A 15,942-nucleotide genomic window follows, 5' to 3' on the forward strand; every position below is an offset into this window, starting at 1 on the left:
TATGAGGAACTATTGTTTTTGAATAAATTCTTTCTGATAGTTCAGCGGGCTTTTACCCGTTATGAGCTTGAAATATTTATGAAAACTGGTGAAATTATTGAATCCGCTTTCAAAGCAAAGTTGCTTGATGCTCATTTTGTTTTCGATCAACAGTTTGCAAGCGTATCCCACCCGTACTTCAATAAGAAATTGCGAAAACGTTTTCCTTGTTTTCGATTTAAAATAGCGGCAAAATGAGTTAGGGCTGATGTTTGCCACCGATGCAATTTCATCTAACTGGATCGGGCGTTTGAAGTTTTTTAATGAGAAATCATAAATGGCATTGATGCGGTCGTTTTCAGTATCCAGTACATCGTGCTTGAAGCCGATAGATGAAAGCGGCACCAACTGTTTACATTCGGCAATGGCGGTTAATGCTTCGGTGAGCAGCATTATGCGGTGCGGCCCTTCGGTATGTAACAGCACATCCAGGAATTCTGCTACTACCGTTCGGGTTTTACCGGTGATCTGTAACCCGCGTTTCGCCGCCTCCAGTATATTTTTGATCTTAATATTTTCCGGAAGTTGCAGAAACGCTTCACCCCAGAAGTTCTCACAAAAATGACAAACCCGAACATCTGCGGTTGAGGCTACATTTTCATCGAAATAGGAATCGCTGAAACGCCAGTAATGCGGCAAGCCTGAGCCTACCAGCACCACATCGCCTGACTTGAATTGTTTAATGTTATCTCCAATGAACTGGGTGCCTTCTCCTTTTCTGAAATGAATAAGCTCAACTTCCTGATGGTAGTGCCAGCGGTTGTTGATGTAAGGCACAAGATCCTGCCGAACGCTGAAGGAATGGCGGATTTCTTTGGTTACTTTTAAAAGCTGGGGACGCATTGATTAAGCTATTTTTACTTCAAATGGCAAATAATTCTACAATCAGAGGTAAATTAGGTTAACTTTTAGGGGTAACGTAAAAAATCTACGCTAACGTTTCCGTAACTGTTGCGTGTTTCAACTTCGTGTTTAGTATACATTATCCTTAACCCCCATTACCATAATAATAAAGACACTGCCGGGCGCAACAAGGGGCTAATAGGTATGGTAAAATTGATGAATAATTAGACAAATTGCCGGAATCTGCATTTGTGCAAAACCTTAATATTTGCTTATTAAACTGTTCTATTAAAAAGGCGTAGGTTAATTTTTGCAACTATTCTTTCCTGTATAACATTTCTGTTGACAAGCATAACCATATTAAAGGCCGGAATTACGGAATTTAAAAATATTAAAACAAATCACTATGACTGGAGCTGTCCGGAAACCTTATCTTAAGATACATACCAATGATAATGTTCTGGTTGCATTGCAGGATCTGCCTGCAGGCACTGTTATTTCAATAAATGGGCACGATCTAAAGTTGCCTCAGGACGTGGCTGCAAAGCATAAGTTCTTTATTAATGATATGCAGAAAGGGGATGAGGTAATTATGTATGGGTCGCTGGTAGGAAAAATTCAATCTGCATTGTCAAAGGGAACGCTTATGACAACGGCCAATACTCACCACGCGGCCGGAGATTATTCGTACCGTAATGCAAAAGTAACCTGGCAACAGCCCGATGTGTCGAAGTTCGCGAATCGTACATTTAACGGATATAAAAGAAGAGACGGCCGGGTTGGAACAGCTAATTACTGGTTATTTATTCCAACTGTGTTTTGTGAGAACAGGAACCTCGATGTAATAAAAGAAGCATTGTGGAATGAACTGGGTTATGCGGTTACTGACAAGTACAGACGATTTACGAAGGATATGTTCCAGGCTTATACTTCCGGTGAAAATATTGATAACATTTCTTTGAATCCATTACCTGCCAATGATCAAAAGCGGTTTTTTAAAAATGTAGATGGCATAAAATTTCTGAACCACAGCGGCGGATGTGGCGGTACAAGGCAGGATGCCGCAACCTTAAGTGCGCTGCTGGCTGCTTATGCCGATCATCCGAACGTGGGTGGCGTTACCCTGTTAAGCCTGGGCTGCCAGCACTTGCAGGTAACTGATTTTTTAAACGACCTCAAAAAAAGAAATCAGGCGTTTGATAAACCACTTTACATTTTCGAGCAACAGCAAACTGTAAGTGAAGAGGAATTGGTTTGTGAAGCTATTCGCAAAACATTCCTGGGAATGGTTGATATTAATAAAATAGAACGAACGCCTGCCGCCCTGAGCGATTTATGTATTGGTGTAAAATGTGGCGGAAGCGATGGGTTCAGTGGTATTTCGGCTAACCCTGCTGTTGGGTACACCGCCGATCTGCTGGTAGCTCTGGGCGGTAAAATTTTGCTGGCAGAATTTCCTGAGCTGTGTGGCGCCGAGCAAGCCCTGGTTGATAGGTGTGTAAGTGAAGAAGTAGCCAATAAGTTCATTCACCTGATGCAGGAATACAATGGGCAGGCAATGAAAGTAGGATCAGGTTTTCATATGAACCCCTCGCCGGGCAATATAAAAGACGGATTAATTACCGATGCTATTAAATCAACCGGTGCAGCGCGAAAAGGGGGTACCTCTCCGGTTGTAGCCGTATTGGATTATACCGAACCTGTTGAACAGGCCGGGTTAAGCCTGGTGTGCACACCGGGCAATGATGTAGAAGCAACTACCGGCAAAGCCGCATCGGGCGCTACATTGATTTTATTTACTACGGGTTTGGGAACACCAACGGGAAATCCTGTGGCGCCTACTATAAAAATTGCCACTAACTCGGTGCTTGCCCGCCGGATGAGTGATATTATAGATATTGATACCGGAAGCATTATTACCGGTGAAAAAAATATTGAAGAAGTAGGAGAGGATATACTCGAATACTGCATTAAGGTAGCCAGCGGTGAAGCCATTCCCAAAGCAGTACAGTTGGCACAGGATGATTTTATTCCGTGGAAACGCGGCGTATCATTATAGCATTTTTAATGTGACTCAAGGCCCTGAGCGTCGTCGAAGGGTCGGGCCATGAAAGCATTGAGCGAAGTCGAAATGCATCACTGCTTATTTACAAATGCTGAAATGGTGGTTACCAGTTCTTCGCTGATAGGTAATGTGGGCGTTATATAGGCGGCCAGGTTTTCTTTTCTGTCGCCTTCAACGATCCTTAAAACATGATTCATGTTCTTAATGAGCGCCAATTGCGCTTTGGTATTTGATTTTGCCAGCAGGTTGGCATCCTCAACAGTAACCTGCAGGTCATTGGTTCCCTGCAGTATCAAAACGGGGATCGTTAATTTCTTTATTTCTATTTGCGGGTCATAATGAAACCAGGAGATCATATAGGGTTGTACGCTGGGTCTGAACAATACAAATAGCATTTTAGGAACATTTTGAACTGTTTTCCCCTTGATCAAACTATCTATAATAGGGTAGGAGGAGTCTTTTACTGCAGGTGGCTGGCTGGCTAATTGTTCCTTCAAAATTTTATCGGCCGAACGGCCGGCGCCGGCAATGGAAACAAAACCATCTGCGGCATGCAATGCAGCTATCATGCCAATGAGTGATCCTTCGCTGTGCCCTGCTACGAATATTTTTGTAAAGCGGGCGTCTTTTTTCAGCAATTCTATCCAACCCCGCACATCATTGATATAATCTTCAAACCGAAGGTCGGCTTCGCTTTTTGCGGCGCTTTTACTTTCACCAATACCTCTTTTATCGAATCGTAATGAGGCAATATTATTTGATGCTAACCCTTGCGCCAGCTTTTGCAGGCTCTCATTTTTCATCATTGGGTTATTGCCATTGCGGTCTGTAGGGCCTGAACCGGCAATAATTAAAGCTACCGGTATTTTATTTTGCTTCTCAGGAAGCGTTAATGTGCCGGTAATATCTCCAGTGGCTGTATGCAATACGACCGTTGTTTCAGTTACAGTGGTATCATAATCGGCCGCTTCCAGTAATGAAATGTTTATCAGGAGAAGTGCTGCAATCAACCATGCTTTCTTCATAATGCAAATTATCGGGTGAATGGTATCGGGGAACGTGATTATTTCTTACTATAATCCTTAAGCATTTTTTTTTCTTTCTGGCTCAGGCTGTTTATGCCCCGCTTGCTTATTTTATCTAGTATTCTATCTATTTCCTGTTGCTGATTGGCCTTGGTTTCATTGTATTTGTGATCGATAGAATAATGATCGGTATGTGTTTTAAAGAAGAGATTATCGATCATTAAAATATGTGGCCGTGTTATGATCAGGTAAATGAATACCAGCGTGGGTACGGCAATCAGTAAAACGTAAATATAATTTTCCTGTATATCATCGGGTTTCAGGCAAATGGCTAATAGCATGCCGATCAAAGCGCCGCCCAGGTGAGCTTCATGCCCAATGTTATCTCTTTTTGAACGCACGCCCCAAATAGTAATGCCGATATAGATTAATCCAAATATCCAGCCGGGCAAAAACATAATGCTTACTGATGGGTTCAGAGCAATGGTGGCAAAGATGGCCCCGTTTACCGCGCCGGAAGCGCCAACAGAAGTGTAGTCGCCCTGGTTCTTATAAACCAGTAGTGAAAGCAAATTGCCGCCTACCAGGCTGGCAAAATAAATAAGTAAAAACTGACCTGTATTGAGTTCCCTGATCAATGACCCTGCAAAAAAATACAAGCCCAGCATGTTGAAAATAAGGTGCATCCAGTTCACATGCAAAAAACCTGATGTGATCAGCCGTTTGTAATCTTTGTAAAGACGGATCTTGTCAACGCCGAATTCATATTTTTCAAAGAAGAAATGGTCTTTAAACCCTTTGTATGAAATTAAAGCGGTAACTATTATGAGTAAGAAACTGATCGTTCCGGATGTCATGAGAATAAGTTCATTATAATAAACATACTAACGATAATAGAAAGTTGCAAATATTTGTTAAATACGGATCGTCTGCTATACAAATGGCCGCATTGGCTTGCTTAACTGGTTATCGCTGTTGACGCCCGCTCAATCAATTGCGAGGGTAATATCATTTTTTTCTCATACGGCATCAGCATTTTCTTTTCTATGATCTTAAATAAAATATTTGCCGCTTCCCGACCAATATCATAGGCTGGTTGAATAATGGTAGAAAGCGCAGGATCGAATAAGGCGGCTGCCTGCAAATTCGAAAAGCTGATCACTTTCACATCTTTAGGAATATGCAAATTCAATTCCTTACAAACTTCGTAAGTGTTTACTGCAAATTTTTCAATAGCAGCAAAAATGCCGTCGGGCCGGGGCTGCTCCTGAAAAATTTGCTTCAGTAAATCGCGATTAATATAATCTTTGGCTGTTAATTCAACCACTTTTGGCGGGGCGGCTATTCTATATTTTTCCAATGCCGCCAGGTACCCGGCCTTGCGCCGGTTCGAAATAGATAAGTTGCCCGCCATTCCCAGGAACGCAATGCGTTTACAACCTCTTTTCACCAAATGTTCCGTAGCCTTGAAAGCCATTTCGGCATCATTGGTCATGATATTGGGCACATCCACGTCTTCACAAGTGCGGTCAAAAATTACCAATGGAAAACCGTTCTGCCGCCAGGCCTCAATGTGGTCCATATTGGTAGTGGTATTGGAAACCGAGATCATAACGCCGTCGACCCGGCCATTGCGCAACAATTGCAGAATATCGCGTTCTTTATTGTAATCTTCGTGCGAAAGATAGATCAATACATGATACCCCTTGTCGGGCGTTACCGATTCAATGCCGTTTATAACCTGGGAGAAAAAGTTGTTCTCAATTTCAGGAATGATGACTGCGATGGTCTTGCTTCTGTTCTGGCGTAAGCTGCTGGCATGCGGGTTAGGTTGAAATCCTAATTTTTCGGCCAGTTCGCGCACCCGTTCTTTGGTTTTCGGGCTAATTTCATGACTGTCTCGCAAAGCGCGGCTAACCGTCGAAACGGCCAGGTTCAATTCTTTCGCCAACTTCTTTAAATTCACTTGATCCATAGGTGCGTCCCCCACAAAGATTAAGAATTACCTGCTATTTTTGCAACATTTTTCGAAATCGTTTGCAAAGAATTTGAAACAGGAAATATTGAATCCTATCCATACAAATTGTAACCTTGCAAAAAAGTGCTATAAACAACTACTTTATGTATCAATTTGAACAAACTATGCGTTGGTTCGGACCTAAAGACCCGGTTAGCCTGGCAGACATCAGGCAGGCGGGTTGTACTGGTGTTGTATCTGCGCTGCATCATGTTCCCAATGGCGCCATATGGACAAAAGAAGAGATCATGCAACGCAAGCAAACCATTGAAGCTGCGGGTTTAACCTGGTCGGTAGTGGAAAGCGTTCCTGTGCATGAAGATATCAAAACTCAAAAAGGGCCGTATAAACAATACATTGCTAACTATTGCGAAAGCATTCGCAACCTGGCAGCCTGCGGCATTTATGTTGTTACCTATAATTTTATGCCGGTGCTCGACTGGACGCGTACCGATCTGTCGTACACCGTTGAAGACGGCAGTAAAGCCCTCCGGTTCGAAAAAGCGGCCATGGTAGCGTTCGATGTGTACATGCTGAAAAGACCGGGTGCCGAAAAAGATTATACCCCTGCCGAACTGGCCAAAGCCCAGCAACGCCTGGCAGGGATGTCGGAAGAAGAGAAAAAATTGCTGCAACGCAATGTTATTGCGGGGTTGCCGGGCAGTGAAGAAAGCTTTACACTGCAGCAATTTCAGGCAGCTTTGGATACATACGCCGGTATCGATGCCAAAAAATTGCAACAAAACCTGATTGAATTTTTGCAACAAGTGTCGCCTGTGGCCGATGAGGTTGGCGTAAAACTGGTGGTTCACCCCGATGATCCGCCATATGCCATATTTGGATTGCCCCGGGTAGTAAGCACAGCTCAACACGTGCAACAATTGTTCGATGCTGTTCCCAACGCCAGCAATGGCCTTTGTTTCTGCACCGGTTCATTTGGTGTACGGGCCGATAACGACCTGCCTGCGATGGTTCTGCAATTCGGTAACCGCATAAACTTTATACACCTGCGCAGCACCCAGCGCGATGCAGATGGCAATTTTTACGAAGCCAATCACCTCGAAGGCGATGTAGATATGTATAGCGTGGTGAAGAACCTGGTGCAGGTAATGCAGGAGCGTAAGGTTAACCTGGCTATGCGCCCCGACCATGGTCACCAGATGTTGGATGACCTGAATAAAAAAACCAATCCCGGCTATTCAGCTATCGGGCGTTTGCGCGGGTTGGCTGAGTTGCGTGGCCTGGAGATGGGTATTGCCCGGTCGATGAAATAGATGCGAATAGTGTAAAACGTGCTATAAGGTATATAAGAACAACCTTTTTTAAAGCAGATACGCTTTCAAAAAGGTTGTTCTGTTTTTGTATTATTAATAAATATAATATTATATCTTTCGTACTAACTACATGGTTACCCTATTTGGCAGTTAAATGGTAGTTGTAAGGAATGTAAATTAAGCTATTATGTCAGTGTTAAGTAATTTGGGTATTTTAGTTATTACCACATTAGGGTATATAAAAATCAACTCCTGATATTGCATAATATCAAAAAACTTTCTACTTTTGGGCGTCCTCATTAACCTCTGATCGTCCAACATCCTCTGTAATTACCGATCGTTACCCGATTTTCCTTTCGAATCACCCCCAAGGGCCCGATTTCCTTCGAAAGCCTCTGAACCAATCCTTTCGAATAGCCTCTGATTTACTATTTACTTGTGTACTGTTTTGCTTATTGGACCTCAATAGCCTATTACGATCTGATATTCTCGTGCTGAACGCAGAAGAGATAGTGATTTGGATATTGATTTTATGGATTTTTCGATTAATAAATTTTTGATTCTCAGTAACAGTGTGACTGAGGGAAGCGGGAGCTTTGTGCTGAGATGTAGATAAAATATAAGCATGAACACTGATTTACGTTGGTACGCCTTATACACAAAGCCCCGGTGGGAAAAGAAAGTAGCCGAATTGTTGGGCATTAAACAGATCGAAAACTATTGTCCGTTGCAGAAGAGCGAGCGAAATTGGAGTGACCGAAAAAAGATTATATTGGAGCCCCTGTTTAAATCGTATGTATTGGTTCGCCTGGCGCCAAAAGCACACATACCGGTTCTGCAAACCGATGGCGTTTTAGGATTTGTAACTTTTCAGGGAAAACCTGCCGTAATACGCGATGAAGAAATTGAAATAGTGAAACAGTTTTTGAAAGATTACGAGCATGTGCAGGTTGAACAAATTGATGTTAATGTAAATGATGAGGTAACTATTATAAACGGACCGCTGATGCAACAAACAGGCCAGGTGATGGAAGTGAACAATAGAATGGTTAAAGTGATGTTACCTTCACTGGGTTTTGCCCTGGTAGCCATTGATAAAAATAACCTTGCAAAAGGTTCATCGTAATAAAACTTATAACAACAAACTGAAATATTGAATGGAAGAGACAAAGCAGTATCATTTAACGGTAATCGGATTAGGTTATGTTGGATTACCGCTGGCAGTAGAATTTGCTAAGAAGTACCCTGTCGTAGGCTTCGATATCAATAAGGAACGTATAGCCGAACTGCGGGCAGGTAATGATCATACGCTGGAAATCAGCAGCGACCACCTTACCTCCGTTTTAAAAAAGAAAGCTGACAATGCAACTGGTTTATGGGTGAGCGACCAGTTGGAAGACATTAAATCAACCAATGTTTTTATAATAACAGTACCTACGCCGGTTGATAAATATAACCGGCCCGATCTGACCCCGTTGGTGAAAGCCAGTGAAACAGTGGGTAAAGCTTTGAAGAAAGGCGATATCGTAGTGTATGAGTCTACTGTATATCCCGGTGTTACTGAAGAAGAATGCGTACCCATTCTGGAAAAGGTGTCTGGACTGAAATTCAATAAAGATTTTTATGCCGGTTATTCGCCCGAGCGCATTAACCCCGGCGATAAGGAACATACGGTTACGAAAATTAAAAAAGTAACTTCTGGTTCAACACCCGAAGCTGCCAAAATAGTTAATAGTATCTACAGCAGTATAATTATAGCAGGTACGCACCTGGCGCCTTCAATAAAAGTTGCTGAAGCCGCTAAAGTAATTGAGAATGCACAACGCGATATCAACATCGCTTTCATTAACGAACTGGCTAAAATATTTAACCTGCTGAATATCGATACCCAGGAAGTTTTAGCTGCTGCTTCAACAAAATGGAACTTTTTACCGTTCCGCCCGGGTTTGGTTGGCGGTCACTGTATTGGTGTTGACCCATACTACCTGGCGCAAAAAGCTATGGAAGTGGGTTACCATCCCGAGATCATCCTGGCTGGTCGCAGGCTGAACGATGGCATGGGCGCCTATGTGGCAGGGGAAGTAATAAAATTGATGGTGAAGAAGAGCATACCTGTTTCCAATAGCAAAGCCCTGGTTTTAGGGATTACTTTTAAAGAGAATTGCCCCGACGTTCGAAATACCAAGGTTATTGATATTATCAGGCACCTGCAAAGCTACCATGTACAGGTTGATGTGTATGATCCCTGGGCCAATCCCGAAGAGGTGATGGAAGAATATGGAGTACATACGGTTCAGGAATTACCCGCTACACAATCCCAGTACAACGCAGTGGTACTCGCCGTAGCGCATAAACAATTCAGTTATGATATCATCAAGAAATTGTGCAGCGATCATTGTGTGTTGTTTGATGTAAAAGCGCATTTGAATAAAGAATTAGTGGATGCTCGTTTATAACTTTTAATTATGTATACTCAAAAATATCATACGCAGGACATCAGCCAGGCGACTTTTTTAGTAACCGGAGGCGCTGGTTTTATCGGATCGAACATTGTTGAATATTTACTGACGCATGGCGCTGGTAAAGTACGTGTGCTGGATAATTTCAGTACCGGTTCTATGGAAAATATTGAACCATGGTTAGCCCGTCCTGAATTTAGTTTGATCGAAGGCGATATACGTGATCTGGATACCTGCCGTCGTGCAGTAGATGGTGTTGACTATGTGTTGCACCAGGCAGCACTGGGTTCTGTGCCCCGTTCAATCAATGACCCTATAACCAGTAACGAAGTAAACGTAAGTGGTTTTTTGAACATGCTGGTAGCAGCACGTGATGGCGGGGTTAAAAGAATGGTGTATGCAGCAAGCTCCAGTACTTATGGTGATCATCCGGGGTTACCTAAAGTAGAAGACAAAATAGGCAACCCGCTTTCGCCCTACGCGGTTACTAAATATGTAAATGAACTATATGCGCAGGTGTTTAGCCGGGTATACGATTTTCATACCATCGGCTTGCGTTATTTCAACGTATTTGGCCCAAGGCAAAACCCGCGCGGACCATATGCTGCTGTAATTCCTTTATTCATACAAAGTGCATTGAACCAGCAGGCGCCGTTCATTAACGGTGATGGCGCTACCAGTCGCGATTTTACGTTTGTTGAAAATGCGGTGCAAGCGAATATCAAAGCCTGTTTTGCGCCTGATATTGCCCTTCATGAAGTAGTGAACGTTGCAGTGGGTGATGTAACAACGCTGAATCAGTTGTGGAAATACATTTGTGATATAACAGGAATAGATCTGCAACCCAATTATCGCGAAGAGCGCAAAGGTGATGTTCGCCATAGCCTGGCCAACGTTAGCAAAGCACAACAACTGATGGGGTATCAACCTGCTGTAACAATTCAAGCAGGATTACAAACAACAGTGGAGTGGTACAAGCAGTCATCATATTTGAAAGTAACACCTTAAAATAGCTCAGCAGTACCGGCAACCGGCAATAAAAAAATATAACGTACAATGAATAGAAACCACATACATCCTGCTACCCTCCTGATTTGTTTTGCAGCGTTTGTTTTGATGCTTACCACTTCTTGCAGCACGGGTAAAAAATTAAATTATTTTAATGATCTTCCTGATGCAGAAACTTTAGAATTAAAGGCGATGCCTGTACCGGAGCGTGTAATAGAGCGCGGAGACAGGTTAGATATTAATTTTATTGTAAAAGATCAGGAGAGCGCCGCATTCTTTAACAAGCACAGTATGGCTGGAGTAGCTAATGCTGCAGCTGCTGTTACCGGCGGTGGCGGTGGTACCGGTGGCGGTACGCCGGATTATTTGGTAGATGCTGAAGGAGAAGTTGAAATTCCGGTTGTTGGTAGAGTAAGGCTGGCAGGTTTAACCACCCAGCAGGCGAAACAAAAATTGATGGGCCTGGTAAGCCCGTTCTTAAAGGATCCCCTGGTTGAAGTAGGTTTTACTTCTTTTAAAGTAACGGTGTTGGGTGAGGTAAAGAACCCAGGTTCTTTTGTTATTTCGGCCCAACACGCCACTTTACTGGAAGCCCTCGCGGCCGCTGGTGATCTGCCACACACCGCCAAACGGTATGACGTTCGTTTATACCGCGATTACAATGGCAAGAGAACAATCAGAAAATTCGATTTAAGAAAATCAAGTGTGCTGGAAGATCCGGATATTTTTCAAATGCGGCCCAATGATGTGATCTATGTTCAGGCTCGTTCCGGTTCTGTGTTCAAGGAAGATTTTGGAATATTTGCTTCGATAGTTACCATTCTTATCTCTGCGGTTACCCTTGGCTTTACCGTTCAAAATTCAAATAACTAAAACTTTCATCCATGGAGCAGAAGTATTATGACGAGCCAGAAGAAAGTAAAGGTTTTGATGCAAAACGACTTTTCTCGAAACTCGCAAAAAGCTATTACTGGCTTATTTTATCCGCCGGCGTTTTGTTGGCTGGTGCTTTCCTGTATATAAGATACACGGTACCGCTATTCCAGGTATCTACTTATATCCAGGTGCAATCGCCCAGCGAAGTAACTACTAATATCCTGGGAGGCTCGGCTTTTGGCCAAGCCCCTGCCGCCGCTGCACAAGCGCAACCTGATTTGAACAGCGAAATATTTAAGCTGGAATCTGCAGCGCTGATACAAAAGATCGTTGACTCATTGCACCTCGATATTGAAGTGATGACGAAGGGCCGGGTGCTCGATAAACCACTTCACCTGGATTCATTGCCGTTTACCATTAGCGTAAAACGGTTTGATGTTGATGAAAAAACACCTGTTTACAAACTGCTGGTAAGTGAAGAAGGATATAAACTGCAGCATGAAAAACAAGTGGTTAAAGGCTCGTACAATCAACCGCTGGTATTTAAACATGATACCATCACCATTGAGCCCAAGCCATTTATCTCTATTAAAAAGGGCGTATACCTGCTTCGCTTCCCAGGCGAGGCCGGTGCTGTGGCAAAATATTCATCAAGGATCTCAGCCAGTGCTGTTCCTAAAGGCGGTATGGCTATGTTGCAGGTATCGGTGCGTGATGAAATACCTGAAAGGGCTAAACAGATTGTTGAAGTGCTGCTTTACAATTATGATGAAGCCAACTTCGAATTCAAAAGCAAAGCCCTGCGTACTGAAATAGAGTTTTTAGAAAACAGGTTGTCTACCGTATCATCAGAACTGTCGCAACAGGCCAATAAGGTTAAAGATTTCAAATCGAATAACCGGGTGAATGACGTGCCTACTTCCGCCAACCAGATCCTCGGTAACCTGGTTACGCTCGACAGTCGCAAAAGTGAAAATATATTAAAAGAAAACCTGTTAAGCCAGGTTGAAAGTAACATTCGCGAACAAAGCGGCCAGGAGCAGATCATTCCAAATGTGACTGCATTGAATGATCCGGGATTAAGCAGTATTGTTGACCAATTCAATAAGCTGGTATTAAGAAGAAAAGAGATCCTCGATCGCGGTACAGCGCAGGATATCCGCCTGCCTGAGATCAATGCCGCCTTGACCACTATAAAGAATAGCATTTTCGCTAATATCAATAGCATTCGTCAGCAATTAAAAACAAGCAATGCCTTTATTGCTTCCCAGGAACAAAGTGCTACCGGACGTTTTCAGGGTATGGCTGAAAAAGAAAAAGACCTGAACCAAACCAACCGGGTATTGGGCGTGAAGGATGCATTGTATACTTTCCTGCAGCAAAAGATAGAGGATAAGAAAATGGAATACGCTTCAGCAGGTATTGCCGGTTCACGTATTATTGACTGGAATATCAGCAAAAGTGTAAACCCCAAACCTTACGTGGTGTATGCCATGGCATTTATTCTGGGTATTCTGTTACCTGTGTTGGTGATAGTAGTGCAGTTTATGATGAATAATAAAATTGAGACCCGCGAAGACGTTCATAATGTTACTTCCCTGCCTATTGCTGGTGAGATCATTCTTGATGACAGCAAAACCGACCTGGTAATTGCCGAAGAAACGGTTTCACCTATTGCCGAGCAATTCAGGACCCTGCGCACGAATATTTCTTATATGGGATATGGTCCCGAACAGAAAGTGCTCATGGTTACCTCCAGTGTAAGCGGCGAAGGAAAAAGCTTTGTGAGTTTGAACCTGGCAAGTTCGCTGGCCATCAGTAACAAGAAAGTGGTGTTGCTCGAATTCGACTTACGCAATCCCAGCCTGTCTGAACGCTTAGGGTTTAAAAAATCGGCAGGTATTACCAATTACCTGCGTGGTGAAGTTCAGGTAGATGATGTGGTGCAAATGGTGCCAGAATTAGAAAACCTTCTATTCATCAGTGCAGGTACTCCATTGCCTTTGAACCCGGGCGAAATCATTCTGCACCCACGCATGAAATCGTTATTCGATTACCTGAAAGCACATTATGATTACATTATAATGGATACGCCGCCGGTTGAAGCTGTGTCAGATGCTTTATCGTTGGGTAAAATGGCAGACATCTCATTCTTTGTATTGCGGCATAAGTATACGTTGCGCCCATCCATTAAACTCATTAACCAGTTACATGAAGACCAGAAGTTACCGCACATATCATTGATCATAAATGGTATAAAGCCCGGCTATGGATTTCAGCATGTGTATGGTTATGGATACGAGTATGGACAAATGGGCAAATCAAAAAAGAAGAAAAAAAGTTCCTCTGGTAAACTGAAGATAGCGTAAGAAGCTTAACGCAAAACGAGCAACAAGGTATTTGGCGTTAAGCATAAACGTTCTGCGTTAGCGTAAAAAATAAACGAACGATGAAATTTTCTTTGAAAAATAATTTCCTGACTCATTTTAAGTACTATTACAGCATCATTGGTAACAAGCTGTTGGTGTTTCTTGGCTTAAGTATTTTGATCAGCTTTTTAGATGGTATGGGCCTGGCAATGTTTATCCCACTGTTAAAAGCAGTTGGCGATGGCCAAACGCAGGCGGCAGCCGATAATCAGGAATCGTTGGGACAATTGCAGCACCTCATCGGTCTTATTAAAAAAATGGGGTTTCAGTTAACGGTTACAACCGTGCTGATGTCGCTGGTTACCTTGTTTGTGTTCAAGGGCATAATGAAATACTTCCAAATGAAGTTTTATGCCCGGTTACGCGAGCTGTTCATTAAAAAAGTGCGTTATAAACTGGTGAATAACCTGGAAGGCTTATCATACAGCGCCTTTTTAAAGATCGATTCAGGAAAAATTCAAAATACACTCACTACCGAAGTTCACCGTTTGTTTCAGTCGTTCCATTTTTATTTTACCGCAGCCCAGGCGGCGGTAATGTTGCTGACCTATATGTTCCTGGCATTTCTGGCCAACTACCAGTTTGCCGTTTTGGTGTGCGTTGGCGCGGTGGTATCGAACCTGATCTACAACAATATTTACAAGACCACCAAAAATGCTTCGAACGAATTGTCGAAGAAGGGAGCCGATTTCAACAGCTTTCTTATTCAAACCACTCATTACTTTAAATACCTTAAATCGACCAATACCTTTAACCGGTATGCCGGAAAATTAAAGAATGTAATTAACCAGGCTGAAGGGTTAAATCGTAAGATCGGTCACATGACGGCCATTGCTACCAGTATTAAAGAACCCATCATTGTAATTATAGTTACGGTTGTAATATTTGCGCAATTGAACTGGATGGGCGCCAGTTTGGGCAGCATCATCCTGAGTTTATTACTGTTTTACAGGGCACTCAGCTTCCTCGTAATGACGCAAAACTACTGGCAGGGCTTTATTGAAAATAGCGGCGGTATCAATTCGGTAAATTCTCTTACAAAGGAAATGGCCGCTTTACAGGAAGTGCATGGGCCAGTTGGTTTTAAAACCATCCAGGATAAAATCGAGCTTCAGAACGTTACCTTGTCGTACGATAGCTTACGGGTGCTGGATGGCATCAGTATTGAAGTACCCAAAAAATCAACCATTGCCCTGGTAGGTGAAAGCGGCGCCGGTAAAACCACCCTGGCCAATATGATTGCAGGTTTAATTCGGCCCGATACCGGCGAGTTGTACATTGATGGTATTCCCATGCAGCAATACAACCTGAACACCTATCGCGAAAAAGTTGGATATATTTCACAGGAACCCGTAGTGTTTAACGACACCATCTTTAATAATATCACTTTCTGGGCCGAACCTACACCTGAAAATAAAAAACGCTTTAACGAAGTGTTGCGTATGGCGTCACTGGTCAGTTATGTAAATTCACTGCCTGAAAAAGAATTAACCAACCTGGGCGATAATGGTATCCTGATCTCCGGAGGTCAACGCCAGCGTATCTCCATTGCCCGAGAGTTGTATAAAGATACCGAGGTGCTTATTTTTGATGAAGCTACTTCGGCGCTCGATTCAGAAACAGAAAAGATCATTCAGGAAAATATTGAACATTTACGGGGTACTTACACCATCGTATTAATTGCACACCGGTTATCAACCATTAAAGAAGCTGATACCATTTACTTACTGGAAAGAGGGAAAGTAACCGCTTCCGGTTCGTTCGACGAAATGGTAAATAAATCTACCCGTTTCCAAAAGATGGTTTCTTTACAGGGTATTTAAGCATTACTTAATTTATTGCTCGCTTTTAATAAAATTATCAGGAAGGCATTCCTCCAGGCCATGCCTTTGTTACGGGATTCATGC

Annotated in this window: 12 protein-coding genes; 8 read left to right on the top strand and 4 right to left on the bottom strand. The window is 42.9% G+C overall.

The features are described from left to right. Positions 1-9: 9 nt before the first annotated feature. Positions 10-882, bottom strand: coding sequence for an AraC family transcriptional regulator (locus tag FAM09_RS23920; RefSeq protein ID WP_136579689.1), 873 nt, complete (start codon positions 880-882; stop codon positions 10-12). A gap of 406 nt (positions 883-1,288) precedes the next feature. Here FAM09_RS23920 and FAM09_RS23925 point away from each other — a divergent pair, with 406 nt between their 5' ends. Continuing rightward, positions 1,289-2,941 carry a UxaA family hydrolase gene (locus tag FAM09_RS23925; RefSeq protein WP_136579690.1) on the top strand — a complete coding sequence of 551 codons (1,653 nt, stop codon included), beginning with the start codon at positions 1,289-1,291 and terminating at the stop codon, positions 2,939-2,941. A gap of 77 nt (positions 2,942-3,018) precedes the next feature. On the opposite strand, the gene FAM09_RS23930 is transcribed toward FAM09_RS23925, so the two are convergent. The 3 genes from FAM09_RS23930 to FAM09_RS23940 all read right to left on the bottom strand — a co-directional run bounded on the left by FAM09_RS23930 (position 3,019) and on the right by FAM09_RS23940 (position 5,923). Further along, positions 3,019-3,972 carry an alpha/beta hydrolase gene (locus FAM09_RS23930; protein WP_136579691.1) on the bottom strand — a complete coding sequence of 318 codons (954 nt, stop codon included), beginning with the start codon at positions 3,970-3,972 and terminating at the stop codon, positions 3,019-3,021. 38 nt (positions 3,973-4,010) lie between these two features. Next, complete coding sequence (locus FAM09_RS23935; RefSeq protein WP_136579692.1) at positions 4,011-4,829, bottom strand: rhomboid family protein; 819 nt, start codon at positions 4,827-4,829, stop codon at positions 4,011-4,013. 101 nt (positions 4,830-4,930) lie between these two features. Further along, positions 4,931-5,923, bottom strand: a complete 993-nt coding sequence (locus tag FAM09_RS23940; RefSeq protein ID WP_243751766.1) for a LacI family DNA-binding transcriptional regulator — start codon at positions 5,921-5,923, stop codon at positions 4,931-4,933. Positions 5,924-6,093: 170 nt separating this feature from the next. Here FAM09_RS23940 and uxuA point away from each other — a divergent pair, with 170 nt between their 5' ends. The 7 genes from uxuA to FAM09_RS23975 all read left to right on the top strand — a co-directional run bounded on the left by uxuA (position 6,094) and on the right by FAM09_RS23975 (position 15,858). Beyond that, positions 6,094-7,263, top strand: a complete 1,170-nt coding sequence (gene uxuA / locus FAM09_RS23945) for a mannonate dehydratase (RefSeq protein ID WP_136579694.1) — start codon at positions 6,094-6,096, stop codon at positions 7,261-7,263. 625 nt (positions 7,264-7,888) lie between these two features. Beyond that, positions 7,889-8,389, top strand: coding sequence for a transcription termination/antitermination protein NusG (gene nusG, locus FAM09_RS23950; protein ID WP_136579695.1), 501 nt, complete (start codon positions 7,889-7,891; stop codon positions 8,387-8,389). A gap of 31 nt (positions 8,390-8,420) precedes the next feature. Then, positions 8,421-9,719 carry a nucleotide sugar dehydrogenase gene (locus FAM09_RS23955; RefSeq protein WP_136579696.1) on the top strand — a complete coding sequence of 433 codons (1,299 nt, stop codon included), beginning with the start codon at positions 8,421-8,423 and terminating at the stop codon, positions 9,717-9,719. 9 nt (positions 9,720-9,728) lie between these two features. Further along, on the top strand, positions 9,729-10,730 hold the full coding sequence (locus FAM09_RS23960) for an SDR family oxidoreductase (protein WP_136579697.1): 1,002 nt from the start codon (positions 9,729-9,731) through the stop codon (positions 10,728-10,730). Between the two features lie 48 nt (positions 10,731-10,778). Further along, positions 10,779-11,603, top strand: coding sequence for a polysaccharide biosynthesis/export family protein (locus FAM09_RS23965; protein WP_136579698.1), 825 nt, complete (start codon positions 10,779-10,781; stop codon positions 11,601-11,603). Between the two features lie 11 nt (positions 11,604-11,614). Next, positions 11,615-13,975: a GumC family protein gene (locus tag FAM09_RS23970; RefSeq protein WP_136579699.1), complete on the top strand. Its 2,361-nt coding sequence runs from the start codon at positions 11,615-11,617 to the stop codon at positions 13,973-13,975. Between the two features lie 80 nt (positions 13,976-14,055). Beyond that, positions 14,056-15,858 (top strand): ABC transporter ATP-binding protein, encoded by a 1,803-nt coding sequence (locus FAM09_RS23975; RefSeq protein WP_136579700.1) that lies wholly within the window; start codon positions 14,056-14,058, stop codon positions 15,856-15,858. Positions 15,859-15,942: the final 84 nt, after the last annotated feature.

Source organism: Niastella caeni (assembly GCF_004834005.1).
GTDB lineage: Bacteria > Bacteroidota > Bacteroidia > Chitinophagales > Chitinophagaceae > Niastella > Niastella caeni.

Excerpts from the sequence above, each read along its gene's own strand:
- FAM09_RS23975 (WP_136579700.1), top strand. The coding sequence starts at position 14,056 with ATGAAATTTTCTTTGAAAAATAATTTCCTGACTCATTTTAAGTACTAT.
- FAM09_RS23960 (WP_136579697.1), top strand. The coding sequence starts at position 9,729 with ATGTATACTCAAAAATATCATACGCAGGACATCAGCCAGGCGACTTTT.
- FAM09_RS23970 (WP_136579699.1), top strand. The coding sequence starts at position 11,615 with ATGGAGCAGAAGTATTATGACGAGCCAGAAGAAAGTAAAGGTTTTGAT.
- FAM09_RS23965 (WP_136579698.1), top strand. The coding sequence starts at position 10,779 with ATGAATAGAAACCACATACATCCTGCTACCCTCCTGATTTGTTTTGCA.
- FAM09_RS23920 (WP_136579689.1), bottom strand. The coding sequence starts at position 882 with ATGCGTCCCCAGCTTTTAAAAGTAACCAAAGAAATCCGCCATTCCTTC.
- nusG (WP_136579695.1), top strand. The coding sequence starts at position 7,889 with ATGAACACTGATTTACGTTGGTACGCCTTATACACAAAGCCCCGGTGG.
- uxuA (WP_136579694.1), top strand. The coding sequence starts at position 6,094 with ATGTATCAATTTGAACAAACTATGCGTTGGTTCGGACCTAAAGACCCG.
- FAM09_RS23955 (WP_136579696.1), top strand. The coding sequence starts at position 8,421 with ATGGAAGAGACAAAGCAGTATCATTTAACGGTAATCGGATTAGGTTAT.
- FAM09_RS23925 (WP_136579690.1), top strand. The coding sequence starts at position 1,289 with ATGACTGGAGCTGTCCGGAAACCTTATCTTAAGATACATACCAATGAT.
- FAM09_RS23930 (WP_136579691.1), bottom strand. The coding sequence starts at position 3,972 with ATGAAGAAAGCATGGTTGATTGCAGCACTTCTCCTGATAAACATTTCA.
- FAM09_RS23935 (WP_136579692.1), bottom strand. The coding sequence starts at position 4,829 with ATGACATCCGGAACGATCAGTTTCTTACTCATAATAGTTACCGCTTTA.